This is a genomic window from Rhizobium sp. R711, assembly GCF_002211365.1.
In the GTDB taxonomy this organism is placed as follows: Bacteria; Pseudomonadota; Alphaproteobacteria; order Rhizobiales; family Rhizobiaceae; genus Rhizobium.
In genome coordinates this window covers 891,452-916,737 of record NZ_LOKZ01000001.1, presented here as the reverse complement: position 1 = coordinate 916,737, position 25,286 = coordinate 891,452, and the positions used below count along the sequence as shown (strand labels likewise).

The 25,286-nt window shown below is 60.3% G+C and carries 26 protein-coding genes and 1 tRNA gene; 13 read left to right on the top strand and 14 right to left on the bottom strand.

Annotation, left to right across the window (positions count from 1 at the left end; translation table 11 throughout):
- Window positions 1–121: 121 nt before the first annotated feature.
- Window positions 122–1,147, bottom strand: a complete 1,026-nt coding sequence (locus ATY80_RS04440; RefSeq protein ID WP_088691219.1) for a sugar ABC transporter substrate-binding protein — start codon at window positions 1,145–1,147, stop codon at window positions 122–124.
- A gap of 234 nt (window positions 1,148–1,381) precedes the next feature.
- On the opposite strand from ATY80_RS04440, the gene ATY80_RS04435 reads away from it, so the two are divergent.
- Both ATY80_RS04435 and ATY80_RS04430 read left to right on the top strand, forming a co-directional pair.
- On the top strand, window positions 1,382–2,629 hold the full coding sequence (locus ATY80_RS04435) for an ROK family transcriptional regulator (RefSeq protein ID WP_088691218.1): 1,248 nt from the start codon (window positions 1,382–1,384) through the stop codon (window positions 2,627–2,629).
- On the top strand, window positions 2,613–3,095 hold the full coding sequence (locus tag ATY80_RS04430) for an RbsD/FucU domain-containing protein (protein WP_088691217.1): 483 nt from the start codon (window positions 2,613–2,615) through the stop codon (window positions 3,093–3,095). Before ATY80_RS04435 ends, ATY80_RS04430 begins: the two co-directional genes overlap by 17 nt.
- A 3-nt stretch (window positions 3,096–3,098) precedes the next feature.
- Here ATY80_RS04430 and ATY80_RS04425 read toward each other — a convergent pair whose 3' ends face one another.
- The 4 genes from ATY80_RS04425 to ATY80_RS04405 form a co-directional block, all read right to left on the bottom strand.
- Window positions 3,099–4,136, bottom strand: coding sequence for a 4-hydroxyproline epimerase (locus tag ATY80_RS04425; protein WP_088691216.1), 1,038 nt, complete (start codon window positions 4,134–4,136; stop codon window positions 3,099–3,101).
- A gap of 691 nt (window positions 4,137–4,827) precedes the next feature.
- A complete protein-coding gene (locus ATY80_RS04415; RefSeq protein ID WP_088691215.1) occupies window positions 4,828–5,190 on the bottom strand; it encodes a surface protein in 363 nt (120 codons plus the stop codon).
- A gap of 201 nt (window positions 5,191–5,391) precedes the next feature.
- On the bottom strand, window positions 5,392–5,712 hold the full coding sequence (locus tag ATY80_RS04410; RefSeq protein WP_088691214.1) for a hypothetical protein: 321 nt from the start codon (window positions 5,710–5,712) through the stop codon (window positions 5,392–5,394).
- Window positions 5,713–5,816: 104 nt separating this feature from the next.
- Entirely contained in the window at window positions 5,817–6,185 is a 369-nt protein-coding gene (locus ATY80_RS04405) for an antibiotic biosynthesis monooxygenase family protein (RefSeq protein WP_088691213.1), read from the bottom strand.
- Between the two features lie 96 nt (window positions 6,186–6,281).
- Between ATY80_RS04405 and ATY80_RS04400 the strand changes: the two genes are divergently transcribed.
- Complete coding sequence (locus ATY80_RS04400) at window positions 6,282–6,758, top strand: MarR family winged helix-turn-helix transcriptional regulator (protein WP_088691212.1); 477 nt, start codon at window positions 6,282–6,284, stop codon at window positions 6,756–6,758.
- An 89-nt stretch (window positions 6,759–6,847) separates the two neighbouring features.
- Here ATY80_RS04400 and ATY80_RS04395 read toward each other — a convergent pair whose 3' ends face one another.
- Window positions 6,848–7,834 carry a GlxA family transcriptional regulator gene (locus tag ATY80_RS04395; RefSeq protein ID WP_088691211.1) on the bottom strand — a complete coding sequence of 329 codons (987 nt, stop codon included), beginning with the start codon at window positions 7,832–7,834 and terminating at the stop codon, window positions 6,848–6,850.
- Between the two features lie 118 nt (window positions 7,835–7,952).
- Here ATY80_RS04395 and ATY80_RS04390 point away from each other — a divergent pair, with 118 nt between their 5' ends.
- The 4 genes from ATY80_RS04390 to ATY80_RS04375 all read left to right on the top strand — a co-directional run bounded on the left by ATY80_RS04390 (window position 7,953) and on the right by ATY80_RS04375 (window position 11,855).
- On the top strand, window positions 7,953–8,525 hold the full coding sequence (locus tag ATY80_RS04390; protein WP_088691493.1) for a cysteine hydrolase family protein: 573 nt from the start codon (window positions 7,953–7,955) through the stop codon (window positions 8,523–8,525).
- Between the two features lie 160 nt (window positions 8,526–8,685).
- Window positions 8,686–9,156 (top strand): aminoacyl-tRNA deacylase, encoded by a 471-nt coding sequence (locus ATY80_RS04385; protein WP_088691492.1) that lies wholly within the window; start codon window positions 8,686–8,688, stop codon window positions 9,154–9,156.
- Window positions 9,157–9,476: 320 nt separating this feature from the next.
- Window positions 9,477–10,670, top strand: a complete 1,194-nt coding sequence (locus ATY80_RS04380; RefSeq protein WP_088691210.1) for a succinylglutamate desuccinylase/aspartoacylase family protein — start codon at window positions 9,477–9,479, stop codon at window positions 10,668–10,670.
- Window positions 10,671–10,847: 177 nt separating this feature from the next.
- Entirely contained in the window at window positions 10,848–11,855 is a 1,008-nt protein-coding gene (locus ATY80_RS04375; RefSeq protein ID WP_088691209.1) for a D-cysteine desulfhydrase family protein, read from the top strand.
- Between the two features lie 148 nt (window positions 11,856–12,003).
- On the opposite strand, the gene ATY80_RS04370 is transcribed toward ATY80_RS04375, so the two are convergent.
- From ATY80_RS04370 to ATY80_RS04360, 3 genes are all read right to left on the bottom strand, one after another.
- A tRNA-Arg gene (locus tag ATY80_RS04370) sits at window positions 12,004–12,080 on the bottom strand.
- Window positions 12,081–12,203: 123 nt separating this feature from the next.
- Window positions 12,204–13,727: a HAMP domain-containing sensor histidine kinase gene (locus tag ATY80_RS04365; RefSeq protein ID WP_088691208.1), complete on the bottom strand. Its 1,524-nt coding sequence runs from the start codon at window positions 13,725–13,727 to the stop codon at window positions 12,204–12,206.
- A 153-nt stretch (window positions 13,728–13,880) separates the two neighbouring features.
- Window positions 13,881–15,881 (bottom strand): methyl-accepting chemotaxis protein, encoded by a 2,001-nt coding sequence (locus ATY80_RS04360; protein ID WP_189637081.1) that lies wholly within the window; start codon window positions 15,879–15,881, stop codon window positions 13,881–13,883.
- Between the two features lie 444 nt (window positions 15,882–16,325).
- On the opposite strand from ATY80_RS04360, the gene rpmH reads away from it, so the two are divergent.
- From rpmH to yihA, 4 genes are all read left to right on the top strand, one after another.
- Window positions 16,326–16,460 (top strand): 50S ribosomal protein L34, encoded by a 135-nt coding sequence (gene rpmH, locus ATY80_RS04355; protein WP_016552555.1) that lies wholly within the window; start codon window positions 16,326–16,328, stop codon window positions 16,458–16,460.
- Between the two features lie 22 nt (window positions 16,461–16,482).
- Complete coding sequence (rnpA, locus tag ATY80_RS04350) at window positions 16,483–16,884, top strand: ribonuclease P protein component (protein WP_088691206.1); 402 nt, start codon at window positions 16,483–16,485, stop codon at window positions 16,882–16,884.
- A complete protein-coding gene (gene yidC, locus ATY80_RS04345; protein WP_088691205.1) occupies window positions 16,884–18,680 on the top strand; it encodes a membrane protein insertase YidC in 1,797 nt (598 codons plus the stop codon). Before rnpA ends, yidC begins: the two co-directional genes overlap by 1 nt.
- Before the next feature lie 139 nt (window positions 18,681–18,819).
- Entirely contained in the window at window positions 18,820–19,479 is a 660-nt protein-coding gene (gene yihA / locus ATY80_RS04340; protein ID WP_088691204.1) for a ribosome biogenesis GTP-binding protein YihA/YsxC, read from the top strand.
- Window positions 19,480–19,525: 46 nt separating this feature from the next.
- Here yihA and ATY80_RS04335 read toward each other — a convergent pair whose 3' ends face one another.
- The 3 genes from ATY80_RS04335 to ATY80_RS04325 form a co-directional block, all read right to left on the bottom strand.
- On the bottom strand, window positions 19,526–20,083 hold the full coding sequence (locus ATY80_RS04335) for a fasciclin domain-containing protein (RefSeq protein WP_088691203.1): 558 nt from the start codon (window positions 20,081–20,083) through the stop codon (window positions 19,526–19,528).
- A 125-nt stretch (window positions 20,084–20,208) separates the two neighbouring features.
- Window positions 20,209–20,928 carry an anti-sigma factor gene (locus ATY80_RS04330; protein WP_088691202.1) on the bottom strand — a complete coding sequence of 240 codons (720 nt, stop codon included), beginning with the start codon at window positions 20,926–20,928 and terminating at the stop codon, window positions 20,209–20,211.
- Window positions 20,925–21,464 carry a sigma-70 family RNA polymerase sigma factor gene (locus ATY80_RS04325; RefSeq protein ID WP_088691201.1) on the bottom strand — a complete coding sequence of 180 codons (540 nt, stop codon included), beginning with the start codon at window positions 21,462–21,464 and terminating at the stop codon, window positions 20,925–20,927. The genes ATY80_RS04330 and ATY80_RS04325 overlap by 4 nt, the downstream gene beginning before the upstream one ends.
- A gap of 134 nt (window positions 21,465–21,598) precedes the next feature.
- Between ATY80_RS04325 and argB the strand changes: the two genes are divergently transcribed.
- The gene (gene argB, locus ATY80_RS04320; RefSeq protein ID WP_007529633.1) at window positions 21,599–22,486 is read left to right on the top strand and encodes an acetylglutamate kinase; all 888 of its coding nucleotides are present in this window, start codon (window positions 21,599–21,601) and stop codon (window positions 22,484–22,486) included.
- Between the two features lie 45 nt (window positions 22,487–22,531).
- Here argB and ATY80_RS04315 read toward each other — a convergent pair whose 3' ends face one another.
- Entirely contained in the window at window positions 22,532–23,305 is a 774-nt protein-coding gene (locus ATY80_RS04315) for an isocitrate lyase/phosphoenolpyruvate mutase family protein (protein WP_088691200.1), read from the bottom strand.
- A complete protein-coding gene (locus ATY80_RS04310; RefSeq protein WP_088691491.1) occupies window positions 23,302–24,381 on the bottom strand; it encodes a trifunctional transcriptional activator/DNA repair protein Ada/methylated-DNA--[protein]-cysteine S-methyltransferase in 1,080 nt (359 codons plus the stop codon). The genes ATY80_RS04315 and ATY80_RS04310 overlap by 4 nt, the downstream gene beginning before the upstream one ends.
- Window positions 24,382–24,482: 101 nt before the next feature.
- On the opposite strand from ATY80_RS04310, the gene ATY80_RS04305 reads away from it, so the two are divergent.
- Window positions 24,483–25,190, top strand: a complete 708-nt coding sequence (locus ATY80_RS04305; RefSeq protein ID WP_088691199.1) for a pyrimidine 5'-nucleotidase — start codon at window positions 24,483–24,485, stop codon at window positions 25,188–25,190.
- Window positions 25,191–25,286 lie beyond the last annotated feature (96 nt).

Below are 25,286 nucleotides of genomic sequence, written 5' to 3'. Positions count from 1 at the left end.
GGAAAGCCCCTGCCCATATCACACCGGTCTTTGTTCGCCGGTTCCTGAGACAGCAGCTATGGTCAGTCGAAACCGGCCGGGGATCAAGCCCCCGGCCGGCGCTAGATTCATATCGTGAGACTTAGCCCCAGCACTTGTCGGTGCCGACCTTGGTGTCGATCGACTTGAGGCCTGAGACCGGCTTGTCAGTGACGAGCGAAACGCCGGTGTCGAAGAACGACTTGCCTTCGGTCGGCTTCGGCTTTTCGCCGCTGTCGGCGAACTTCTTAATGGCCTCGATGCCGAGCGAAGCCATCAGCAGCGGATACTGCTGCGAGGTGGCGCCGATCACGCCTTCCTTGACCGACTTCACGCCCGGGCAACCGCCGTCAACCGAAACGATCAAAACGTTCTTTTCCATACCGACAGCCTTAAGGGCCTGGTAGGCGCCGACAGCAGCCGGCTCGTTGATCGTGTGAATGACGTTGATGCTCGGATCCTTCTGCAGAAGGTTTTCCATGGCCTTGCGGCCGCCTTCTTCGTTGCCATTCGTCACGTCATGACCGACGATGCGCGGATCGTTTTCGTCGCCGATCTTGTTCGGGTCCTTGGTGTCGATGCCGAAGCCCATCATGAAGCCCTGGTCACGCAGAACATCGACGGTCGGCTGCGACGGCGTCAGGTCAAGGAAGCCAACCTTGGCATCCTTTGCCTTGTCGCCGAGCGTTTCCTTGGCCCACTGGCCAATCAGCTTGCCGGCGAGCAGGTTGTCGGTTGCGAAGGTTGCGTCGGCAGCGTCAGCCGGATCGAGCGGGGTGTCGAGGGCGATCACCAGGAGGCCGGCATCGCGGGCCTTCTTGACCGACGGGACGATGCCCTTCGTGTCGGACGCGGTGATCAGGATACCCTTCGCGCCGTCGGCGATGCAGCTTTCGATCGCGGCAACCTGGCTTTCGCTGTCACCATCGATCTTGCCGGCGTAGGACTTCAGCGTCACGCCGAGTTCCTTTGCCTTGGCCGTCGCACCTTCCTTCATCTTGACGAAGAATGGGTTGGTGTCGGTCTTGGTGATGAGGCAGGCGGAAACGTCCGCTGCCATTGCCGGCGCCGAGAAGGCGACACCGAGGGCGAGCGCGCCAAGCGCGGCGGAAAGCACTGATTTCTTCATTGAGTCCTCCCTGAGATTTGCCGACCCACCCCCTGGCGGTGCCGGAATTGACGGGCACGAGAACCGCTGCAGTCTCGCCGGCGGCCTCCTCCAAGCCGTTCCGTGCCGTTTGACGATGGCAATTAAGAGCGAAAGAAATTGCCTTGTCAATAAATAAATCCAATTGAATTATTAATTCCATATGGCATGCTTGGTAAAAATAGGGCATAGGCCAACAGATGGGAGGAGTGGCCAATGTCGTCTTTGGACGGTCCGGCACATACGCCGGCTCAACCGCCGATTTTGAGTCCGGCAGGCGGTGCGAACCAGATCAGGGTGCGCGCCTACAACGAGCGGCTTGTGCTGTCGCTGGTGCGCCTTTACGGCTCCCAGTCGAAGGCCGATATCGCGCGACGAACCGGGCTTTCGGCGCAAACAGTCTCCGTCATCATGCGGGCATTGGAGAAGGAAGGCTTGCTTTCCCGCGGCGAGCCAGTGCGTGGCCGCGTCGGCCAACCGTCGATCCCGATGCGGCTCAATGCCGACGCCGTTTACTCGTTTGGCGTGAAAATGGGTCGACGCAGCGCCGACCTTGTGCTGATGGATTTCGTGGGCAAGATCCGCCTGCAGCTTCACCAGACCTATGCCTATCCGCTGCCCGACGTCTTTCTGGATTTCATCACCTCGGGGATCCGCGAGCTCGAAAGCCGGCTCGACGAGAAGCAGCGCGGCCGCATTGCCGGCATCGGTATCGCAGCACCGTTCGAGCTCTGGAACTGGGAAGAGGAAGTCGGTTCGCCCAAGGGTGCAATGGATGTCTGGCGCGACTTCGATCTCCACACCGAGATTGCCGCCCGCGTGCCCTACCCGGTCTACCTGCAGAACGATGCGACGAGCGCCTGTGGCGCCGAACTCGTGTTCGGCATAGGGCCGTCCTATCCCGATTTCGTCTATTTCTTCATCGGCTCCTTCATCGGCGGCGGCATTGTCCTCAATTCCGCGATCTTTTCGGGACGCACGGGTACGGCTGGCGCCATCGGCCCGCTCCCGGTGCGCGGCAAGCATGGCGAAACGTTGCAGTTGCTTGAAGTTGCCTCAATTTTTGTTCTCGAGAACATGCTGCGCGAACGCGGCATCGACCCGCAGCCCCTCTGGTATTCCGCCGACGACTGGATCGATTTCGGCGAGCCTCTGGAGATGTGGATCCAGGACACCGCCCGAGCGCTCGCACAGGGTATCGTCGCGGCCGCCTCGATCATCGATTTCAGCGCTGCCGTAATCGACGGCGGCTTTCCCGGATGGGTGCGCGAACGGATCGTGCAGGCGACGATCCACGAGGCCGCGATGCTCGATCTGCAGGGCGTCGTCATGCCCGACATCATCGAAGGCGCAATCGGCCCTCATGCGCGCGCCATCGGCGGCGCCAGCCTGCCGATCTTCGCGCGCTATCTCACGGACCAGAACGTTTTATTCAAGGAGGTCGAAAATGCTGAAGGGACTTAACCCACTTTTGAGCCCGGAACTGCTTTCGACGCTGCGTGCCATGGGACACGGCGACGAAATCGCCATCGTCGACGGCAATTACCCCGGCGTCGAACATGCACGGCGGCTGATCCGCCTCGATGGCCACGGCATCGTGGCCGTTCTCGATGCCGTTCTCAGCGTCCTGCCAATCGACGATTTCGTTCCGGACGCAATCTTCCGGTCGACTGTCAAGGCCGAGCGGGACAGGCTCGATCCGGTTCATGAGGAAATGATCGACTGCTGCGCCCGCCACGAGCCGCACCGACAGGTGGTGCCGCTCGTCGGCGCGGAGTTCTACAATCGGGTGCGGGCCGCACACGCCGTGATCCAAACCAGCGAACCACGGCTCTACGCCAACATCATCCTCCGCAAGGGTGTCATCTACCCCGAGCAGGCGGGCGACCACGCCGTTGAAAAGGCAGAAGTCGACCCCTTTACCTACTGAGCGTCAGATTTCGCCGGCCAACGGCCCCCAGACATCCGTCAAGGCAAAACCGCCCGGATGCGGATCGAAGGGATCAAGCGCGACCTGAGAAAGACCGAAGGTGAAACCGCGCCCGGCGATCGTTGGTATGATCGCGGGACGACCGGCGACTTCGGTTTCCGCCAACAATCCGACTTCGAACTCGGAACCGATGATCGACCGCGACTTGAAGACGTCGCCGACCTTCGCCTCGCCGCGCGCATGTCGTGCCGCGAGGTTGGCAGAATTGCCCGTGCCACAAGGCGAGCGATCGGCACGGCCCGGCCACATGGTCGTGCAGGTGCGAACGGTGCCGTCTGCTTCGAGGTCGCGGAACATGACATAGGCAACGCCCGAGATCGCCGGGATTTCCGGATGAACAACCTCGATGCTGCGGTTAATCAGCTCCTTCAACACCATGCCAGCCTGCACGAGCGCCGCGGCATTGCCCTTCTCGATCGTCAGGTTGATCTGCCCGACATCGACCAGCGCGTAGAAGATGCCGCCGTAGCAGAGATCCACCTTGATCTTGCCCCAGTGCGGCGTATCGATCTCCACGTCGAGCTCATGCACGAAGGACGGAACCATGGTGAGCTTGACCTTCTCGCAGCGCCCATCGCGGCAGGTCGCCGTCGCCTTGACGAGGCCGGCGGCCGTTTCCAGCGTGACGACGGTTTCCGGCTCCTTCATCTCGACTATGCCGGATTCCAGCAACGCCGTCGTGACGCAGATCGAATTCGAGCCTGAGCTTGCATGCGCCTGATCGGGCTGCAGGATGATGAAGGCCGCATCGGCATCCGGATGTTTCGGCGGCAGCAACAGATTGACGGAGCCGATCGGCGCGCCCCGTGGCTCGAGGCAGAGGAAACGGCGAAGCTCCTGACCCTTCGGATCGCTGTTCAGCCAATTCAGCTGTTCGGCGACCGTATTGCCGGGGATCTTAGGCACTCCCCCGATCGCCACCTTGCCGATTTCACCTTCGGCGTGGACATCCAGAAGCTGGATCGTGCGCTTCCATCTCATCAGTCAACTCCTCTCAAGCGTGCCGGGTTACGCCGCCTTAGGCAGCATCATTTCGCTATGGTGCGGCAATATTTCAGCCTGATATATCAGATCGTCGGCAGTTGCCTATGGGAATTTTCGTCTGCGAGGACTTGCGATGGCCAATTGCCGGCAACGCGCGGGCACTGAAGCGCGACCGCGTCGCGCTAGCGAGGATGTTACGATTTATCGACACGGAGACCAAAATAGAAAAAAGCCCGGTGCGGGAGGAGGTGCACCGGGCTCTTGATCCTGACTGACAACTGGGAGGAGGAGTGTTGTCAGTCCGATGAAGGAGCGCTGGGAGGAGGAGTGCGCTGCCTTCGAGACAATAGATAGCCTACCGTTTCGATCAGGAATAGGGATATTACCGCAATGCAGCAATGCGATATACGCATAGCTTCGCAAACGGGCCAGCCTCTTTTTGTGGCATTTTTGATCAATTGGTCAATTTCTTGAGCACGGAGAGCAGCCCCGTGGGAGGAAGGTTCCCCTTCAACTGTCGACAGACTTGGTTCGGGCGACGACAAGCAGCGCTTCGCAGGCCACGCAGGCTGGCCGCTGGATTACCGCCGATCTGGCCGGCAACCGGCAAAAACTATCACCCGCGATTGAAGTAAGCCATGAACGCAAAGGCGGGAATTGATCCCGCCTTTGCTCTGGCTTGATGGTATCAGTAGCCGTTGTCGCACGGCATGCTACCGTCGCCATTGGTGCCGCTGAAGGTGTTCTGGCAGTAGCCCTGCCGTTGCATTGGCCGCACTGGCTGGGTGCCGATCGAGCCTGTCGTGCCGCCTTCGACGTTGAAGGCTGCCAACGGATACCAATAGCCATCCGGACCGCGGCGAGTGCCGAGGCGCTCGGTGCGCGTGCCGCGATAGCCGTTCAAGTGGCCCGCTCGCTGATTGTATTGCACCATTTCGACGTTCGAGGCCCTTGGGAGGGGAACCTGTTGCACCGGCGCCGCCTGAACAGGAGCGATTGATACCAGCGCGAGGAGCCCGCCTGCTGACAGGACGGAAGCGAAGCTCAACATTTTCACGATAAATCCTCCTTCTGGATTTATCGTGAAAAATGCGTTCTTTCGTAGCAAAGTTCCGCGATCACACGCGGCCTCCAGCAGTCGTGATCGGCAGCGACTGGGCGTGATCCAGAGGGTCTTATGCAATGGCCTGCCCGAATCCCCGATGGCGTATCAAGCGATCGGCACTAAGAGCGGTAAAGTTACCGCGCCGAGTTATCTTGCGATCCGGTATCCCTGGCTCGACAGACACGTGACATACTGCCGGTGTGCCGCGGCGGTCGCAGTCGCCTCTTCCACCGCCGGATCAATCGGATAGCCGCCCATGCCGGCGCGCAGTTCGTATTGCTTCTTCGCCTCGCGATACATGAAATTGCCGTCGCCGACACAGATGTGATGCGCGACGCCCGGCAGATTGAGCGGCGGGTCAAAGGGCGCCGCGACCGGCACGAGGGTCGGCGTATTGGCATCGACGCAGCCGGCAAGCGCCGCAACGACCGCGCACAACGCAAACGCTCGCACCATACTCCTCAGCATATTCCCTCCGGCCACGCGCAATGAATCGCTGCACGCAGGCAGCGCCGACCGCACCATGACTTCGCAATATTGCGCCAAGCTAGCGCGCCGGCTCGGGTGCCGGGTCAGGCCGTGCAGATACCGGCGACGCCGACCTTCTGAAACAGGTGCGGTCTTGCAATTGCGGACGACGGATAGCTCGTCAGCTTTGCCCGGAACTCGGGGTGTGTGAAAGCTGCGCGAAACGCTTCATTCGATTCCCACACCGCATAATTCAGGTAGGTCGGGCTCTCACCGATGGCGCGATGGAGTTGGGTCGAGATAAAGCCCGGCTGGCGCTTCATGAACTCGGCGTCATCCTTCCAGACTTCGAGAAAGCGCGCTTCATCTGCTGGATCGAGTGTGAAGAGGTTGATGAGTACGACTGGTGCGGCTTCGATGGCCAGTTGGCGTTCGATAGGTAGTTTCTCGTCCATGGGCTTCATGTGGGACATTTCGGTCTCCTTCCGAGTTGTATGCATGATGTCAATTCGATACGATGAATACATAATAATTTGACATGATGATGTCAATATAGATGGATGAAGACAATGAGTGAACTGACTCGAAGCCAGAAGGGCGATGCCTTGACCGACCTGATCCTCACCCTGTTCAGGGCTAACAACCTGACCCTGATGTGGGGTGATAGACTGGTTGGGCCTTACGGACTGACCAGTGCCAGGTGGCAGATTCTCGGAGCGATCGTGCACGCCCACCGGCCGCAGCCGGTGGCGTGGCTCGCCCGCGATCTCGGAGCGAACCGGCAGAATGTGCAGCGCATCGTGAACGATCTGCACCAGGAAGGGATCGTGATGTTCGAGCCCAACCCGCACCACCGGAGGGCGCATCTCGTGGTGCTTACCGAGAAGGGACGCCGCGCCTACGACTCCGCGATCAACGCATACAACCCGAGGGTCGATGCGCTGGCTGAGGACCTTTCAGTTGAGGATATCAGGATAGCACACCGCGTGATGGCGACGTTGCGAGCAAGACTCGAAGGAGAAATGGATGCTGAAAAGCACAACTAGCCGCTACGGCGCGATCCCCTAGTCGGAATCCGTCAACCATTAGGCTTCGCTCGGACCTCTCACACACCTGCGCGGCATAATGCCGGACCTCATACCCGCCCGACCAATCCGAAACGGTTGCGGTAGTCTCCCGGCGACAGCCCGGTGATCTTCTGGAACACCTTTCGGAACGCGCCCGGATCCTCGTAGCCGGCCGCCGCGGCGATCTGCTCAACCGTGCGGTTCGAGAATTCGAGCATTTCGCGCGCCTTGCCGACCCGCAGATGCTGGCAGTATTCGGTTGGCCGAAGGCCTGTCGCCTTATGGAACCGGCGCAGGAAGGTACGCTCTTCCAGGCCGGCACGCCGCGCCATCACCGCAAGTGTCACCTCGCGCGCGCCGCTCGCGTGCAGCCAATGCTGAACCTTTAGTATCTGCTCGTCGCCATGGTTCAGGCGTGGCGAGAAACTGCTGTAGCTGCGCTGCTCCCTCCCCGGCGGATCGACGAGGAGGTGGCGCGCGGTGTCGAGCATGATGGTCGATCCCAGCAATCTGTCGACGAGTTTGAGACCGAGATCGGTCCAGGCCATCAGGCCACCCGCGGTAATGACGTCGCCGTCGTCGATGATGAGTTTATCGGTGTCCACCCGCACGTCCGGAAAGCGTTGTGCCAGCAAGTCCGCATAGACCCAATGGGTAGTCGCCGTACGGTGCGCCAGAAGGCCAGTTTCCGCGAGAAGGAAGGCGCCGACGCAGACGGAGCTCAGCGTCGTTCCCTCGGCATGCCGCTCACAAAGCCATCGCGCCAGCGGAGCGGCTTCCTTCGGTGTCATCGGTTCGTCGAAGCTGGGAGGCAGGATCAGCACGGTCGGCGATCTCATAGTGCCTGGCGCCGTATCGAAGACGCGCTCGACGGCCGCCGAGGTTTCCATCCTTCGCCAATGACTTACACGCAGGGCCGGGCCTCCCGACGATTGCCGGGCCGTTGCGAACCGATTGGCCAGGTAGAAGAGATCCGTCAGGCCGTAAACGGCTGCGAGCTGGACGTTCGGATAGAGCAGGACACCGATCTCGGCCGGCGCGTCGGTCTGGCTCATTTGTCAGTTTTGGCCTCTATAATGTCAATTTCGCCAATCCACACGATGCCGCGTCAGACGTAATTTGTCCATCAGCGGGCAGGAGTCGCCCCCCGAAGGAATGGAAGGATACAAGGACATGAACAAGCGCGCCCTCATCGTCGTCGATATTCAGAACGATTATTTTGCGAACGGCAAATGGCCATTGGCTGGCGCCGAGGCAGCGGCCGACAACGCCGCACGGATCATCGCGGCTTCCCGCGATGCAGGCGATCTTGTCGTCCACATCAGGCATGAGTCGGCCGGCGAGAATGCCGCCTTCTTCGTGGCCGGTTCGGAAGGTGCACAGCTTCATCCGAAAGTGCTGAACCGACCCGGCGAGACCGTCATCGTCAAGAACCATGTCAACGCGTTCCGCGAAACGGACCTGAAGGCGACGCTCGATCGCAATGGCATCGAGGACGTCACCGTGGTCGGCAGCATGAGCCACATGTGCGTCGATGCCGTGACGCGGGCTGCCAGCGATTTCGGATATCGGGTGACTGTCATCCATGATGCCTGCGCAACGCGCGATCTCGAATTCAACGGCACACTGGTCCCCGCCGCACAGGCGCATGCAGCCTTCATGGCGGCATTCGCTTTTGCCTACGCCTCGGTACTCTCTACGGACGAGGCCCTTGCCGTACGCGGCGAACTGAGAGCCTCGGCTTGAGCCAGCGATCGACACCGAGAAAAACCCGGCGACCGCCATCGCCCATGGCGGTCATCAGCCAGCAGGCCGCGGCAGGCATTTACGCCCGCTCGCCGTTGACTTCGCAGGCAATGAGAGGACAATGCCCCTATGCCTCACCACGCCATATAAGGGGCTCAAGATGACAATCGCAAGGAAACTTCAGGACTATATCGACGGTGAAGGCATCGCCTACGAAACCCTCGATCATCATCGCACCGCGACAACCAGCCAATCGGCCCAAGCCGCGCATGTTCCGGGCAGCCGGCTGGCCAAATCCGTCGTCGTACATCACGAAATGGGATACGTTCTGGCCGTCGTTCCCAGCACGCACCGGATCGAGCTCAGCACGTTGCAGGACGTCATGAACAAACGCCTGGGCCTCGCCTCGGAAGATGAGGTCAGTTCGCTTTTCGCCGACTGCGACATTGGCGCCGTCCCACCGATCGGATCGGCCTACAATGTGCCGGTGATCCTGGACGAAAGCCTCGGCACGGCCAGCGACGTCTATTTCGAGGGCGGCGACCACAGGACACTGGTGCATATGAGCGGTCTCAGCTTCCGCAACCTGATGAAGGATGCGCAGATCGCCCGCTTCAGTCACCGGCCGTAACGTCGTGACTCCTGCGTTCGTGCCGACGCGGACTTGACGCCGCCCAAAAAGGTCGACCAAGCCCGCCGGTTGGGCACGTCAGGAGACGCACATCTTTTGGCAGGTCTCGGAAAGACGTGATGCAGCATGCCTGCTTCGCGTTCTCTCCGGATCTTGCCGAACAAAGCAGCAAGGATCGCGAGCCCGGCAAACCTTGCGAGTTGAGCAGCATACCCTAGTTTTCAGCAACATACCCTAGTTTGAAGTCGTCCAGAATTTCTGCGACCGATGCGCATGCTGTTGTTCTAACGTGGCTTTTCCAATCACAGAGGGCCTCCTTCATGTCGGACAAATCGAAGAATGGCATCGATCGCCGTGATCTCATAATTGCTTCCATCGCCACGGTCGGCGCGTCGGCTGCCTTTGCCGTCAGTGCTGGTGCTGCAAATGCCCAGGGCGCAGCTGCACCCGCTTCCCATCCGGCATCAGGAACGGTCTATACCGGTGATGTTATCCAGGGAAAAAGGGTCGTCAGCGCACTCGACGTCAACGACTTGGAGCCAGGGCAGAAGCACTTCCTCTATTTTCAAGGTGCGCAGATGCCCACAGGGCAGCACTGGTATGTGTCCGTCACGGTCGCAAAGGGGGCGAAGCCGGGCAAGCGCGGCGTCCTGACCAGTGGTGTGCATGGCGACGAAATGAGCAACATTCACACGGTCCAGACCGTGATGAACCAGCTCGATCCGGCGCAGATGTCAGGAACGGTCATGGCGGTGACCGACGTAGCGCGCCCGGCCGTTGAAAGCATGCAGCGCAGATGGCCCAATCAGGGCAGAGGCCCAGATCTGATCGACATGAATCGGGAGTGGCCCGGGAACGAGAACGGCGCCACCGCGCCCAGCCGACACGCCGGGCTGTTGTTCAACCGGCTGCTGCGGCCGAACGCCGACTTCGCGATCGACTTCCACACCGGAACAACCGGATTCGAAGTGACTGCATTCAATATTGGCGGCATGGATGTGCCCGAGGTCAAGGCAATGGTGGAGCTCTATCCCGTCGGCCAGATCTTCGACAACCATGTCTATCCCGGTGTCCTGCACAACGCGTTTATGGACGCAGGCATCCCGTCCTTTACGCCGGAGATCGGCGCTGCTCGCGTTCTGGACATCGAGATGATCTCGCTGTTCGTCGAAGGCACGATGAACGTTCTCAAGCATCACGGCATCGTTGCTGGGCCGATGGGCCGGACAGGCAGGGACGTGAGTGTTTTCGTCGGCAACAGTGCCTTCCCGATCCTGGCAACTGAGGGCGGGATCGTCGAGCATTTGGTCAAGCTCAACGACAAAGTCGAACCCGGACAGAAGGTGGCTATTCAACGCAACAGCTTCGGCGAAGTGGTCGCGGAGTATACGAGCGGCGTGGCCGGAGAGATAACGGGCCAGCGCAGCGACGCAATGTCCGAGCCTGGCAACCCCCTGGTATTCATCCTCTTCCACAAGGCGGCGTTGGAGGGCGTGGAATCCTATCCCGAGTAGGCCGCCAGGGACATGTACAACGATCAGTCCCAACAGCCCGGCCGAGTCGGCGGGGCTTTTCCTATCCTGGCCGCGCACCGAGCTCTGCGCCCAGCCACGATCTATGTACGCGCCCTGCATAACTCTATACGTTCCTGATGATTTCACTGCCTTATACCCCCGCGAGGTTCCAGCCCGATGCAGCTCGATGCACACCCACGGCAGATACTGTCCCAATGGCCGACGCCGATTGAGACGCTCGACCGCCTCTCCGCCGCTTACGGTGGCCCGCGGATCTCCATCAAGCGGGATGATTTCGGCAGCATCGCCATGGGCGGCAATAAGCTGCGGAAGCTCGAATATCTGATGGGGGACGCGTTGGCGAAGGGATGCGACACCGTCGTCACGTCCGGAGCCTTGCAATCGAACCACGCTCGCTTGACTGCGGCGGTCGCGACCAAGCTTGGCCTGAGGTGCCATTTGGTCCTAAAAAACGAAGTTCCCGACCGTTCCGAGAGCTACCACAACTCGGCAAACCTGCTTCTGGATAGGCTGGTCGGCGCGGAGATCGTGCAGGTCGGACGCAACGACCCGCTCGCCGACGCGGTGGACGCTCATGCGGCGTCGTTGCGGGCGCAAGGGCTTTCGCCGTACGTCGTGCCGCTGGGCGGGTCGAACGCGATCGGCTGCCTGGGCTACGTGACCTGCGCCGTGGAAATCGCGGAACAGGAACGGAAACTCGGAAAGGCGTTCAGCCATATCTTCGTCGTGTCAGGATCAGGCGGGACGCATGCGGGGCTGCTTGCCGGACTTAAACTCACCGGCTCGACGGCAAAGCTCGTCGGCGCGACAATCTCGCGGTCGAAAGCGATGCAACGTCCTCTTATCGAGCAGTTGGTCTCTGATGTCGCTCCCCTGGTCGGGATCCATGAATCAGGAACCATGGATGCTATCGAACTCGATGACAGCATGTACCTTCCCGGCTACGGGCTGCCGAACGACCCATCGAGGAAGGCCGTCGTCCAATGCGCGAGGTCCGAGGGCATCCTTTTGGACCCGGTCTACACGTCGAAGGCGATGGCGGCTCTTTTCAGTCGGATCGAGGCGGGAATCTTTAAGCCCTCGGACGAGGTTCTGTTCATCCACACCGGCGGTGCTCCAGCATTGTTCGCCTACGATGAGATCTACGCCAAGAACCCCTTGTAGTCGCTTCCCTGGCAGAGCCCTCGCACAAGCTCTGCCAGCTTTCACTGCCAGCCGTCTAAAGGTCCGCTCCTAGTTTAGGCAGGAAGAGGATATCGAATGGCTGAGTTCGGCCATCGCATATCGGTGGTCAGTTCTATCGCGGAAAAAATGGCGCACCCGAAGAGATTCGAACTCCTGACCCCCAGATTCGTAGTCTGGTGCTCTATCCAGCTGAGCTACGGGTGCGTGCCGGAAGCGGCCGAACCGCTTGCGTGGGCGGTTCTCTAAAGGGTCCTTTGAGGGATTGCAATAGGCTTTCTGAAAAAATCGCGACTTTGGTAGCGCATATCTGAAATGCGCGGAAACACATCACTTTTCGTAAAGCGCGCGGCCGCGGTAATCGTCCAGGGATACCGGGCGATCCGGAATCTCGATGCGGAACTGTGTCCCGACGGATGGCTTTTCCACTAGCGCGATCGTGCCGCCGTGGGCCAGCACCAGCTCGCGGGCAATCACCAGCCCCAGGCCCGTGCCACCGGAACGCGCCGAGCCGCGGAAGGCTGCGAAGAGATTCTGCCGCGCCTTTTGCGGCATGCCGGGGCCGGTGTCATCGACGATGATGCTGACGACACTGCCGACGCGCTGGGCGGAAACCGTGATTCGCTTGCTACCATCCAATCCTCGCCCGCCGGCTGGAGTGCTCAACGCCTGCACGGCGTTGCGGCAGAGATTGTGGATCACCCGGAACAGCTGTTCGCTATCGGCATCGACCTCGAGCTCCAGCGCCATCTGGTCGATGAATTCGATGCCGCTCTGAGCATCGATCGCCAGCATGTCCTTAACGTCCTGCGTCAGGTCGAAAAGCCGGACGCGGCGGCGGCGCGGCGCTGCTTCGGTTGCCTGCCCGTAGGACAACACCTCGGTCGTATAGCCGACTGCGCGGTCGATGGTGCGCAGCAGCTTCGGCGCAAAGGCCTTCACCATCGGATCGTCGACATCGACGAGGCGGTCCGACATCAGCTGCGCCGAGGCGAGGATGTTGCGCATGTCGTGATTGATCTTCGAGACGGCGAGGCCGAGCGCGGCCAGGTTCTTCTGCTGCTTCAGCGTCTTTTGCAATTCCATCTGCATTGAGGTCAGGTGCCGGCCGGCAACCGCGAGCTCATCGCGGCCACCATCGCCAACGAAGACGTTGTGCGGATTTTCTGGATCCGAGGAGAATTGCTGCATGCTGCCGGTCAGCTTGCGAATCGGCCGGATCAAAATGCGGTCGATCGCGAAGAACACCAGCGTCGCTGTGAACAACGAGATCAGGATCGACAGCAGGAAGACGTTGCGTGAATACCCAAGCATCGCATTGCGCAGATGCTTGTCCTTCATGACCACTTCGACGCCGGTATTGGTGTCCTCCACCGGGCCATAGACGCGAATCATGCGGTCACCGCCGAAAATCAGCGTATCGAGCGCATCACTGATCGCCGTCAGAGCCGGCACGTCGGTCAAATCGTATTGTTTGTCGACGGAGGTCGGCATGTCGGTCGTGGCAAGGAGACGAGACGTGCCCTCCTTGCGCAGCACGATCGCCTTGGTGCCCGTCGCCTCCAGCGTCTCCTTCTGCAGTGCGCGCGGCAGCTCCACCGGCTGCAGGCCATCGATAACGATCGCGGCCGCGGCGGCGGCGTTCAGCCTCTCATCCAGCCACCGCAGACGCATGCTGGCGACCGAGGGAAAGAATATCAGCACCTCGGCGAGCATGATGCAGACAACCGTCAGCCATAGCAGCTTGCCGGAAAGCCCGCCGAATTTGCCGGGTGCGCAGTGTTCGGCCTTATCGGTCTCGGTCCCGGCAGCACCGCCTGGAGGAAGATCGTCGCCTTGTTCGTTGCCTTGCATCGTCTTTCGTCCGCTTGGCGCCGGGCGCCCTTTGCGCCTTCTATATTAGACGATGACGGTCCGCTTTCAAATCTTTGAGAGCAATCCCGTTTGCTGCAAAAGGTAACGCCGCCCGGTGGCGGCGTTTTCAATCGATCGAGAAGGACGAGGTGATCAGAACTCTTCCCAATTCTGTTCGGCGACGGCGGTATTGCCGCTGAATGCCCGCGCGACGGTGCCCATGGCGCGACGAGCTGGCGAGGCCACCGGACGATGCTCCTGATGGCGGGCAACCGCGACCGGGGCCGCAGGGGGCGCATTCGAGACCTTGAAGCGCGAGATGAGACGGACGAGACCGTCGGCTTCGCCGGAGAGCTTGTGCGTCGCAGCCGAGGTTTCCTCGACCATGGCGGCGTTCTGCTGCGTTACCTGGTCCATCTGGTTGACGGCCGTATTGACTTCCTTGAGGCCCGTCGACTGTTCCTTCGCGGCGGTCGCGATCGAGTGGATGTGGTCGTTGATCGCGTTGACGCGGCGTTCGATCTGGGCCAGCGCCTCACCGGTCGCCTGCACCAGCTTCACACCGACCTGCACTTCATCGCCCGACTTGGTGATCAGGCCCTTGATATCCTTCGCGGCCGTTGCCGAGCGCTGCGCCAGTTCGCGGACTTCCTGAGCGACGACGGCGAAGCCCTTGCCTGCCTCCCCGGCACGGGCAGCCTCGACGCCGGCGTTGAGGGCAAGCAGGTTCGTCTGGAAGGCGATCTCGTCGATGACGTTGATGATCTGGCTTATTTCGCGCGAAGCCTGCTCGATGCGGCCCATGGCGTCGACGGCGTTACGCACAACCACACCCGACTTACCGGCATCGTCCTTGGCCTCGGAGACCATGACACTGGCTTCCTGGGCACGCTCGGTCGAGTTGTTGACCACCGCGGTGATCTCGTCGAGCGCCGCTGAAGTCTGTTCGAGGGCTGCGGCCTGCTGCTCTGTACGCTTGGAGAGGTCGTCGCTGGCGGCGCGCAATTCGTTCGTGTTGCCGTGGAAGCCTTCAGCGGTTTCACGGACCTCGCGCATCGTCGTCTGCAGCGTCGCGAAGGTGCTGTTGACGTTCTGCTGCAGCTCGGCGAAGGCGCCCTGGAAGGTACCGCGCATCGTTTGCGTCAGGTCGCCTTCCGCCAGGCTTGCAATCACGCGGCGCGTTTCGCCGACGCCGGTATCGATGCTTGACAGCAGATGGTTGATGTTGCTGGCAAACTGATTGAGGCTTTCGTCGCCGTAGTCCTTTTCGATGCGGCGGCTAAAATCGCCCGCAGCTGCAGACGCAACGACGACGGACATGCTTGACTGCAGATCGTCGCTCTTCGCACGCATGGCAGCTTCCTGCGCATTCATGCGGCGAACGGCGAGACCATTTTCCTTGAAGACGGCGACAGCGGCCGCCATCTCGCCGATTTCATCCTGACGGCCAGCAAACGGCACATCAGCATCAAAGTTGCCATCGGCGACCGCCTTGATCGCGTCCGTCACTTTCTTGATCGGGCGGCTGAGCTGAATGGTGCCGATGTAGACGCCCATACCGACACCAGCAACGATGCCGATGCCGGTGATCGCGACCACCAGCCACAGAACAAAGGTGCGCGAGCTTTCGACCTGCGCATTGACGGCGTCCAGCGTCGCCTTGTCGGTGGCGACGATCGCATCGATCTCCGCTTGGAAAGCCTTTCGGTTGGCGCGGTTAGCGTCGTTGTTGCCCTGCTCGTTCGCAGCCTGTGGGTTCACTTCAGTGCCGAGGCGCGCTGTTTCGGCACGGAACGTCCGAAACTCCTTGGCGCGCTCAACCAACTTTGCAAACGCGTCCTTCTGGCTTTCGGGCACGAGCGGGGTCCAGGACGCAATGACCTTGTCGATCTGGTCGAGGTCGGCCAGCAGCCCCTTTGCGAAGGTGGCAGCTTCCTTCGTCGACGGCGCACCGTAGATTCCGCGTGCCTCCATTACCGTGGCCGTCACAAAACGGTTAAGGCGTTCGCCGGCATAGGCGCGATCGGACGCATCTGCGTACGCCGACAGGTTCTCATCATATTGACGCACGGCCCAAATTGCCGTTGCCCCGATCAGCAGTGCAACGCCGCACATGGCGGAGACAAGCAGATTGATCTTACCTCGAATTTTCAAAGAAAGCCTCCCAAGACTAATCACAAGCCGGGAAAGCATTCCGGCCGATAGCTAAATTTGGCTGAAATAAATTAACGTTCGCTTTCGGATGCTCGCCCGCGCCACTACGAAAAATTACCTGTACTTAGTCGCCACCGTTTCTTTTTTTGCGCCGAAAGCGTTAGATTATCGCAAGAATGCGCGCGACAGTTGCGATTGAAGAAAAATATTACGCAGACGCAGCGGTTAACACATCGTCACAAACCTTAATGCGCTTCGCTAAATCCTGTACCGCAGCCTGAGACGCGGAAATTCCGGGCGATAATTGACTTTGGCAGCCTTCATCCGTATAAGCCGCCGCACGTCCGGTCATATAAGGCTCTCGTTAGCCTCGCCCGTTCGAAAAACAACGCTCCTTGCAATATGCAAATTCAAGAAGGGCCGCACTCCGCGGTGTTTAAATAAATGAAGCGTACGTACCAACCATCCAAGCTTGTTCGCAAGCGCCGCCACGGTTTCCGTGCACGTATGGCCACTAAGGGCGGTCGTAAGGTTATCGTTGCTCGCCGCGCACGCGGTCGCAAGCGTCTTTCGGCCTAAGGCCGGAATTGCCCGATAAGAGATGGCGGGCGAATTGACGACCAATAAAAAGAAAATGACTGCCGGGCGGCTGAAAAGCCGCCCGCAGTTTCTTGCTGTCCGCCAAGGCGAAAAACGCAAGGGCGGTTTCTTCCTGCTCGAAGTGCTCGACCGGAAGGAACCCGAAACCGAAGCCCGCGTCGGCTTCACCGTCACCAAAAAACACGGCAACGCAGTTGAGCGAAACCGCATGCGGCGGCGCCTGAAAGAGGCGGTGCGACTTCATGCAGGATTTGCAATGCAGCCCGGACACGACTATGTGGTTGTCGCGCGAAGGGACGTGCTGAAAGCATCCTTCAAAGAATTAGCCGCAGAGCTCAAAACTCGCGTCGAAACCAAGCCGAAACACAAGCGGTCCGGAGACGGCCGCCCCAGGAACGTATGATGCAAAACAACCGCAATTACTTCATTGCGATCGCTCTCTCGGTGCTGATCGTTCTCGGCTGGCAATTTCTCTATATGAACCCGCGCATCGAAGCGCAGCGGAAGGCCGAACTGGCTCAGAAGGCCCAGCAAAAGACCGAACAGGTGCAGACGCCGGCGGCCGGCGGCGCGGGTATGGCGCAGCCGAACGGTGCGGCTCCCACCGGCCAGGTTCCGGCGGTGGCATCGATTGCAGATGCGCTCGCGAAGAACCCGCGCGTCACGATCGATACGCAGGCACTTTCCGGCTCGATCAACCTTGTCGGCGCCCGCCTGGACGACCTCCGGCTCAAGCGCTACCACGAGACAGTCGACCAAAACAGCCCAATCATCACCCTGCTCAGCCCCTCCGAAACGAAGGACGGGTATTTTGCCGAACTGGGCTATATTGGCGGCGATGCCACCGGCAGCGTGCCAGGCCCCTCGACACTGTGGACGGCGCCCGCTGATGCCAAGCTGACCGAAAAGACCCCGGTCACGCTGACCTATACCAATGACAAGGGCGTCACTTTCGCGCGCACCATTTCTGTTGACGAAAACTACATGTTCACCGTCACGGACAAGATCACCAATGCCGGTCAGGCTCCAGTCGCGCTTTCGGGCTACGGCCGCATCACGCGCTACAACAAGCCGGCTGTCGCCTCTACCTATGTGCTGCATGAAGGCTTCATTGGCGTTGTTGGCGACAATGGGCTTGTCGAAAGCAAGTACACCGCCGTGGAGAAGGAAGCCGTCAATCTGGCGAACGCAACTGGCGGCTGGCTCGGTATCACCGATAAGTATTGGGCAGCGACGCTCATCCCCCCGCAGCAGACCGCCTTCGACGCCCGCTTCAGCCACTTCACGGACGGACAGCCGCGCTTCCAGGCAGACTACAAGCAGAATGCCGTCACTGTCGCGCCCGGCCAATCGACTGAGCTCAAGAACCTGATCTTTGCCGGCGCCAAGGTCGTTCCTGTCATCGACAGCTACAAAGACACCTATCAGATCCCGCGCTTCGATCGCCTGATCGACTGGGGCTGGTTCTACTTCCTGACGAAGCCGATGTTCCGACTGATGGACTTCTTCTTCCATTATTTCGGCAACTTCGGCGTGGCGATCCTGCTGACCACCATCATCGTCAAGGCGCTGTTCTTCCCGCTCGCCAGCAAGCAGTACGCTTCAATGGCTAACATGAAGCGCGTGCAGCCGCAGATGGAGGAGTTGAAGGCGAAGTTCGGCGACGACCGTATGGCGCTGCAGCAGGCGACCATGCAGCTCTACAAGGAAGAGAAGATCAATCCGATCGCCGGTTGCTGGCCGATCGCGTTGCAGATCCCGATCTTCTTCTCGCTCTACAAGGTGATCTACATCACCATCGAGATGCGTCACGCGCCGTTCTTCGGCTGGATCCAGGACCTTTCGGCGCCCGATCCGACCTCGTTCATCAACCTCTTCGGACTCCTGCCGTTTGCGGCTCCGACCTTCCTGCATCTCGGTGTCTGGCCGCTGATCATGGGTGTGACGATGTTCCTGCAGATGCGCATGAACCCGACGCCGCCGGATCCGACGCAGGCAATGATCTTCAACTGGATGCCGCTGGTCTTCACCTTCATGCTGGCGAGCTTCCCGGCCGGTCTGGTCATCTACTGGGCCTGGAACAACACGCTCTCGGTCATCCAGCAGTCGGTGATCATGAAGCGCCACGGCGTGAAGATCGAGCTCTTCGACAATCTGAAGGGGTTCTTCAAACGAAGGCCGGCTCCAACAGAAAAGTGATGATAGCCCCGCTTCGGCGGGGCTTTTCATTTGTGCCGGCATCGCCCCCCTATCTGGGCGACTGTCGGCCTGGCGGTTGACAAAATCGCCCGAAACCTGAATGCCATAGGCACACTGGACTTGGACTGGAAAAGGCCGAATGACCGACAACAAGAACGACAAGCCGCTCTTCGGGCGCCCCTGGACTTTTATCCGCGGCGTTCCATCCCTGAAATTCCTGCCGCCGGAAGGACCGCTGGAAGTGGCCTTTGCCGGTCGCTCGAATGTCGGCAAGTCTTCGCTGATCAACGCGCTCGTCAGTCACAAGGGGCTGGCACGCACCTCCAATACGCCGGGACGCACCCAGGAGCTCAATTACTTCGTGCCGGAGGGCTATTCAGGTGAAGCTGGCGACCTGCCACCAATGGCGCTGGTCGATATGCCAGGCTACGGTTACGCACAGGCGCCGAAGGATCAGGTCGATGCCTGGACGAAACTCGTCTTCGATTACCTGCGTGGGCGCGCGACGCTGAAGCGCGTCTACGTGCTGATCGACAGCCGTCACGGGGTGAAGAAGAACGATGACGAGGTCCTGGATCTGCTCGACAAGGCGGCCGTCTCCTACCAGATCGTTCTGACAAAGACGGACAAAATCAAGCCGCCGGCCGTGACCAAGCTGCTCGCGGAGACGACGGAAAAGATCAAGAAGCGACCGGCCGCTTACCCCGGGATCATTGCCACGTCATCGGAAAAGAGCGAAGGCCTCGATGACTTGCGCGAGGCCATCGCGCAGACGGTCGGCGTCGCCAACTGGAAATAAATGAGGCGCCCCGGGAATAGGGCGCCCACGGACTGCCTGAACTTCTTTACATCTTCGGCAGCAGAACCCTGTCAACGACGTGGATGACGCCGTTGGACTGTTTCACGTCAGCGATGGTCACATGGGCGACGTCGCCGTTTTCATCGGTGAGGGTGATCTTGCCCATGCTTTCCTTGGCCTTCAGCACGCAGCCGCCGACCGTCTTGATGTCGTGTTCGCCGCCATCGGCCTTGATCATCTTGGCGACGGTCTTGGCCATCGCGTCAGCGGCAACGACGTGGCAGGTCAGGACCTTTGTCAGCTGGGCCTTGTTCTCCGGCTTCAGCAGCGTATCGACCGTGCCGGCGGGCAATTCCGCGAAGGCCTCATTGGTCGGGGCAAAGACCGTGAAGGGCCCCCTGCCTTCCAGCGTCGATACCAGGCCAGCAGCCTTGACGGCAGCAACCAGTGTCGTGTGATCCTTGGAGTTCATCGCATTCTGCACGATATCCTTGGTCGGATACATGGCAGCTCCGCCAACCATCGGGTTCTTGGCCTGCGCGGTAAACGCAAATGCGGAAACGGCAGCGGCAAGCGCAGTCAGGCGCAGTGCATACTTCATCATGATGGTTCTCCTCTAGCGTCCGCGCAAAAGACCGGCTGAATGCCAACATTCCCTTGCGGACATGAGGATCTACGGGAGGCTTGTGGGGAGAGTTTCAGCGAGAGCGCAAGCTTGCTGAAAAAAGGTCAGCGACGGTGCGCCGTGCCGCTTGCCACGATCGGCCCGGTGACCTGCCCGGTCGGCGAACCGCCGAAGGGTTCGAGGCTGACGGCAAGGGCCGCGCCCTCGTCTATATTGCCGCGCATATCGACAGGTATGACCAATTCGCCCGCCTGACCCGTGGGGAACACACCAAGCGATCTTGGCGCACCGCTTGCCGGAACAAGCCAGAGTTCCAGTGACTTTTCTTCAGGTTTGCCAGTGGCGATGGGCACGATCCTCAGTTTTCCGCTCTGCCGCTCATAGGAGGCCAGCAGGTTGACCTGGCTGTTGGAAGCGGTCAGCTCGGCCACGAGCGGCGCGGAGGTCTGAGGTGGAGTGACAGCAACGGTAGCAATCGTCAGTGCACCTGCTGTAATCAGCAATGAGACGAGCGCAAGACAGCGCCAGAAGACGATGGAAGCCCACAGACCACGTGCCGGCGTTGGGGCAGCTTCCGACGTACCGAACAGCCGCGCTTCGATCTGCTTGAACGTTTCCTGACCGGGGCTGACGACATCGTAGTCGTCGTTGAAAGCGGAGAGATTAGTCTCCCAGCGGCTGACAATAGCTGCGAACTGCCGGTCGCGGCGCATACGCTCTTCCACCACCCGCCTATCCTTGAAGGAAAGAACACCAAGAACATACTCACCGGCGAGTACCTCGTCGCGGGAGCGGCCTCCCTTGCTCTGATCCGGCGATGTCATCGTTCCATGCACTCTCTCAGTTTCAAGAGGCTGCGACGCAGCCATGTGCGCATCGTGTTCAAAGGGACGCCAAACTGATCGGCCAGTTCCTGATAGCTCTGCCCTTCGACGTAAGCTCTCTTCACCGCCACTGCCCGATCAGCTTCCAACTCTTCCATGCAGGTGTCAATGCGCCTTCCTTCATCCTTGATCACAGTCTGTATCTCGGGGGAAGGATCGTCATCCGCGAGGTCGTATGCGCTATCCAGTTCGTCGGCGATCGGCTTGCGCGCGCGCATGATGTCGATCGCCTGGTTGCGCGCAATTGCGGCGAGCCAGGACGAAGGCGCGCCTGCCCCGGCGGCAAAGACGGCGGCGCGCTGCCAGATCTTGACATAGACCTCCTGAAGCGCTTCCTCGGCGTCCGTTCTGTCCTTCAAGATACGCAAGCAGATGGAAAAGAGTTTCGGGCCGGTCTCGCGATAGAGCATCGCAAAGGCCTTGCGATCGCCGATCGCAACCTGGCTGATCAGATGCGCGATTTCGTCGCCCGTCATTTCATGCCTCTTGGCGACAGCTGTGTCGTCCTGCCCTCACTTGCCAGCAGATACGCTAAACTAATGGTCTCTGGATTATTCCATCTGTCAAAAACTTGCGATAAAAGGCCGCGATCAATTCCGCGGGGTATCCCATGAACCAGTCTGAAAGCGAAACCCAGGCACGCCTGCTTGCGCAGGCCCTGCCCTTCATGCAGCGTTACGAAAACAAGACGATCGTCGTGAAGTACGGCGGCCATGCCATGGGCAATCCCGAGCTCGGCAAGGCGTTCGCCAGCGACATCGCACTCTTGAAACAGTCGGGCGTCAACCCGATCGTCGTCCACGGCGGCGGCCCGCAGATCGGCGCAATGCTGACCAAGATGGGCATCGAATCGAAGTTCGAGGGCGGCCTGCGCGTCACCGACGCCAAGACGGTCGAGATCGTCGAAATGGTTCTGGCTGGCTCGATCAACAAGGAGATCGTCGCGCTCATCAATCAGACGGGCGAATGGGCGATCGGCCTTTGCGGTAAGGACGGCAATATGGTCTTCGCCGAAAAGGCGCAGAAGAAGGTCAAGGATCCGGATTCGAACATCGAACGCGTGCTCGACCTCGGCTTCGTCGGCGAGGTGGTCGAAGTCGACCGGACGCTACTCGACCTGCTTGCCCGCTCCGAAATGATCCCTGTCATCGCTCCGGTCGCTCCCGGCCGCGACGGTGCAACCTACAACATCAACGCCGATACCTTTGCCGGCGCGATCGCCGGTGCGCTGAACGCCACCCGCCTGCTCTTCCTGACCGATGTCCCCGGAGTCCTCGACAAGCAGGGCAACCTGATCAAGGAACTCTCCGTCGCGCAGGCGCACGCGCTGATCGCCGACGGCACGATCTCCGGCGGCATGATCCCGAAGGTCGAGACCTGCATCGACGCGATCAAGGCGGGCGTCCAGGGCGTCGTCATCCTGAACGGCAAGACCGCCCATTCCGTGCTGCTCGAGATCTTCACCGAGCACGGCGCGGGAACGCTGATCGTTCCCTGAGCCTTTACTTTACGCAGTTCCGGACGAAAAAACCGTGGAATTGCTTTAGCCCGCGGCGGCATAGACCGCCGCGGCTGCCTCTTTCAGCTTCTCCATCATCATCCGGTAGGGTCCCGGCCCGTAGCTGATGCGGCGGACGCCAAGTTTCGCCAACGTCTTCACATCCGGCGCACCCGGCCGCATCATGATGTTCACCGGCAGTGGCGACGCGTCGCAGATTTTCTGGATCAGCGCCGGCTCAATCAGCCAGGGCACGAAGAAGCCGTTGGCGCCAGCGGCAGCGTAAGCCTTGCCACGCTCGATTGCCGCATCGACCAGACTCGCATGTTTCGAGAGGTCGCCTTCGCGCAGGAACAGATCGGTGCGCGCATTGATGAAGAAGGCAATGCCACGGCGGTCCGCCAACTCGCGAATGACGCGGATGCGGGCGACCTGTTTCTCTACCGGGTGCAACCCATCGCCGCCGACCACCTGATCTTCGAAGTTGATACCGATAGCACCGGCGTCGATCAGCTTCTCGACGTTGGCGGCAGCGCCGGCAGGCTCGGTTGAGTATGCCCCTTCGAAATCGACGGAGAGCGGCAGGTCATTGACCGCCGTGATCTGGCGGGTCGTGGCGACCAACGCGTCCATCGGAATCTTCTCGCCATCGCCATAACCCTGTGCTGCGGCAACCGACCAACTTCCAGTCGCCAGAGCCTTGGCGCCCGCCTCAGTCACCGCCTTCGCCGTTCCCGCGTCCCATATGTTGTAAAGAACGACGGGATTACCCTTCTGATGCAGCGCGCCGAATGCCTTTGCCTTCTCAGCCTGATTCATTGGATCTCCTCCACAAACAATCCCTTGGTTTTCATCTCATCTTCGTGTCGCAAAAGCCATTGCTTGCGCCAGAGCCCGCCGCCATAGCCCGTCAGTGACCCATCGGCACCGATCAGCCGGTGGCATGGGATGACGATCGCCATCTGGTTCGCCCCATTGGCGCGGCCGACGGCGCGCACCATCTGCCGGTTTTCCATATCACGCGCAATGTTGCCGTAGGCGCGTGTCTCGCCAACGGGTATCTCCATCAGCTTCGACCAGACTCGGCGCTCGAACGCCGTGCCGAAGCCCAGCGCGAGCGGCGTCCGGAAGGCGGCCGACCTGCCATCGAAATAGACTTTCAGCTCGGCTTCGATTTGATCGATCGCCGGCGTGCGGCCGGTTGCGACCGTAGAGCGCGTCTTGCGCTGCAGCTTTTCCAGCTCCGCAGGCAGTGCCTTGCGATCGTGGAACTCGAGGAGATGCAGATGTGTCTGGTCGGCCACAGCGACCATCGGGCCGAGCGGCGTTTCGAAGCAATCGGCGAACAGGCGATCGCGATTCTGCGACATTGCAGGCGCTTTGCCGATCAGCCGCTGAAACGCGGCGCGGAAACCGCTGCCCGATTCGTACCCTGCCTCGATCTGAGCATCGATGACGCGCGCGCCATTCGCCAGTTGCTTTGCCGCCTCGCCAAGACGGCGATAGCGGGCAATATCGAGAAACGTCATGCCTGTTGATCGCTTGAAAGCCCGCCGCACGGTCGAGGGATCGCAGCCGCGCGCGATCAGATCGTCCTCCGTCCATCGCGCTGCTGGACTATGGTCGAGCGCGGCGAGGAGCTGGTCGACGATCGGCTCCCGGCCTGCTTCTTGCAGTGGCCGACACCGTTGGCAGGGCCGAAAACCGGATTGCATGCAGGTGGCGATGGATTCGTAGAAGAGCGTATTTTCCCGCTTCGGCTTGCGAGCCGGGCAGGTCAACCGGCAGAAAATGCCGGTTGTCTTGACGCAGACATAGGCGAGGCCTTCGTAGGCCGGGCTGCGGGCAATCAGCGCATCGTAGAGCGCATCGTCACTGGGGAGGTCGAAGAGCATGAGGCGTTCTACCATTCCTTGCGGGCCGCGTCCGCCGCAAATCGGGCGTCTATTTTTTCTTGCCGATTTCCTTGCTCGGCCAGCCGTGCCATAACGCCCCCATGACCAAGATAGATCGCACGCCGACCAAGGCGGACTTCTCGCATGTGACCGAGTGGGTTTTCGACCTCGACAACACACTCTACCCGCATCATGTCAACCTGTTCGCGCAGATCGACAAGAACATGACGGCCTACGTCTCAACGTTGCTGCAGATGGAGCGGGAGGAGGCGCGCAAGCTGCAGAAGCAATATTATCTTGATCACGGCACGACGCTGCAGGGGTTGATGATCCACCATGGCGTCGATCCGAACGACTTCCTCGAGAAGGCGCATGCGATCGACTATTCAAGCCTGACGGCGCAACCCGAACTGGGTGCAGCCATCAAGGCGCTGCCGGGTCGCAAGTTCATCTTCACCAATGGCAGCGTCAAGCATGCCGAGATGGCGGCCGGCGCGCTCGGCATCCTCGAGCATTTCGACGATATCTTCGACATCGTGGCTGCGGACTTCGTGCCGAAGCCAGCGCAGGTAACCTACGACAAGTTCGCCGCACTGAAGCGGATCGAGACGGGCAAGGCAGCGATGTTCGAGGACCTTCCCCGCAATCTCAAGGTTCCAAAGACGCTTGGCATGCAGACTGTCCTGCTGGTGCCGAACAACCTTGAGGAGACGGTTGTCGAATGGTGGGAAAAGACCAGTGGCGAGGATGATCACATCGACTTCGTGACCGACGATCTCACTGATTTTCTTGCGAAGATTGCCGGCTAGATTACTAAAGTTTCATCCAGCTTACCGATCTTTAATTGGGCGATTTGCTACATCGGCCCTACCCTTTTGTCTGTAATCCCATTGCGATTGCACTTT

What these genes read in the sequence shown, in the direction of transcription:
- ATY80_RS04310 (WP_088691491.1), bottom strand. Translation starts at nt 24,381, where the DNA reads ATGCTCTTCGACCTCCCCAGTGACGATGCGCTCTACGATGCGCTGATT.
- ATY80_RS04325 (WP_088691201.1), bottom strand. Translation starts at nt 21,464, where the DNA reads ATGACGGGCGACGAAATCGCGCATCTGATCAGCCAGGTTGCGATCGGC.
- ATY80_RS04405 (WP_088691213.1), bottom strand. Translation starts at nt 6,185, where the DNA reads ATGTCCCACATGAAGCCCATGGACGAGAAACTACCTATCGAACGCCAA.
- ATY80_RS04430 (WP_088691217.1), top strand. Translation starts at nt 2,613, where the DNA reads ATGCTGAAGGGACTTAACCCACTTTTGAGCCCGGAACTGCTTTCGACG.
- ATY80_RS04380 (WP_088691210.1), top strand. Translation starts at nt 9,477, where the DNA reads ATGTCGGACAAATCGAAGAATGGCATCGATCGCCGTGATCTCATAATT.
- rpmH (WP_016552555.1), top strand. Translation starts at nt 16,326, where the DNA reads ATGAAGCGTACGTACCAACCATCCAAGCTTGTTCGCAAGCGCCGCCAC.
- yidC (WP_088691205.1), top strand. Translation starts at nt 16,884, where the DNA reads ATGCAAAACAACCGCAATTACTTCATTGCGATCGCTCTCTCGGTGCTG.
- rnpA (WP_088691206.1), top strand. Translation starts at nt 16,483, where the DNA reads ATGGCGGGCGAATTGACGACCAATAAAAAGAAAATGACTGCCGGGCGG.
- argB (WP_007529633.1), top strand. Translation starts at nt 21,599, where the DNA reads ATGAACCAGTCTGAAAGCGAAACCCAGGCACGCCTGCTTGCGCAGGCC.
- ATY80_RS04415 (WP_088691215.1), bottom strand. Translation starts at nt 5,190, where the DNA reads ATGTTGAGCTTCGCTTCCGTCCTGTCAGCAGGCGGGCTCCTCGCGCTG.
- ATY80_RS04390 (WP_088691493.1), top strand. Translation starts at nt 7,953, where the DNA reads ATGAACAAGCGCGCCCTCATCGTCGTCGATATTCAGAACGATTATTTT.
- ATY80_RS04315 (WP_088691200.1), bottom strand. Translation starts at nt 23,305, where the DNA reads ATGAATCAGGCTGAGAAGGCAAAGGCATTCGGCGCGCTGCATCAGAAG.
- ATY80_RS04385 (WP_088691492.1), top strand. Translation starts at nt 8,686, where the DNA reads ATGACAATCGCAAGGAAACTTCAGGACTATATCGACGGTGAAGGCATC.
- ATY80_RS04410 (WP_088691214.1), bottom strand. Translation starts at nt 5,712, where the DNA reads ATGCTGAGGAGTATGGTGCGAGCGTTTGCGTTGTGCGCGGTCGTTGCG.
- ATY80_RS04375 (WP_088691209.1), top strand. Translation starts at nt 10,848, where the DNA reads ATGCAGCTCGATGCACACCCACGGCAGATACTGTCCCAATGGCCGACG.
- ATY80_RS04435 (WP_088691218.1), top strand. Translation starts at nt 1,382, where the DNA reads ATGTCGTCTTTGGACGGTCCGGCACATACGCCGGCTCAACCGCCGATT.
- yihA (WP_088691204.1), top strand. Translation starts at nt 18,820, where the DNA reads ATGACCGACAACAAGAACGACAAGCCGCTCTTCGGGCGCCCCTGGACT.
- ATY80_RS04425 (WP_088691216.1), bottom strand. Translation starts at nt 4,136, where the DNA reads ATGAGATGGAAGCGCACGATCCAGCTTCTGGATGTCCACGCCGAAGGT.
- ATY80_RS04440 (WP_088691219.1), bottom strand. Translation starts at nt 1,147, where the DNA reads ATGAAGAAATCAGTGCTTTCCGCCGCGCTTGGCGCGCTCGCCCTCGGT.
- ATY80_RS04330 (WP_088691202.1), bottom strand. Translation starts at nt 20,928, where the DNA reads ATGACATCGCCGGATCAGAGCAAGGGAGGCCGCTCCCGCGACGAGGTA.
- ATY80_RS04400 (WP_088691212.1), top strand. Translation starts at nt 6,282, where the DNA reads ATGAGTGAACTGACTCGAAGCCAGAAGGGCGATGCCTTGACCGACCTG.
- ATY80_RS04365 (WP_088691208.1), bottom strand. Translation starts at nt 13,727, where the DNA reads ATGCAAGGCAACGAACAAGGCGACGATCTTCCTCCAGGCGGTGCTGCC.
- ATY80_RS04305 (WP_088691199.1), top strand. Translation starts at nt 24,483, where the DNA reads ATGACCAAGATAGATCGCACGCCGACCAAGGCGGACTTCTCGCATGTG.
- ATY80_RS04335 (WP_088691203.1), bottom strand. Translation starts at nt 20,083, where the DNA reads ATGATGAAGTATGCACTGCGCCTGACTGCGCTTGCCGCTGCCGTTTCC.
- ATY80_RS04395 (WP_088691211.1), bottom strand. Translation starts at nt 7,834, where the DNA reads ATGAGCCAGACCGACGCGCCGGCCGAGATCGGTGTCCTGCTCTATCCG.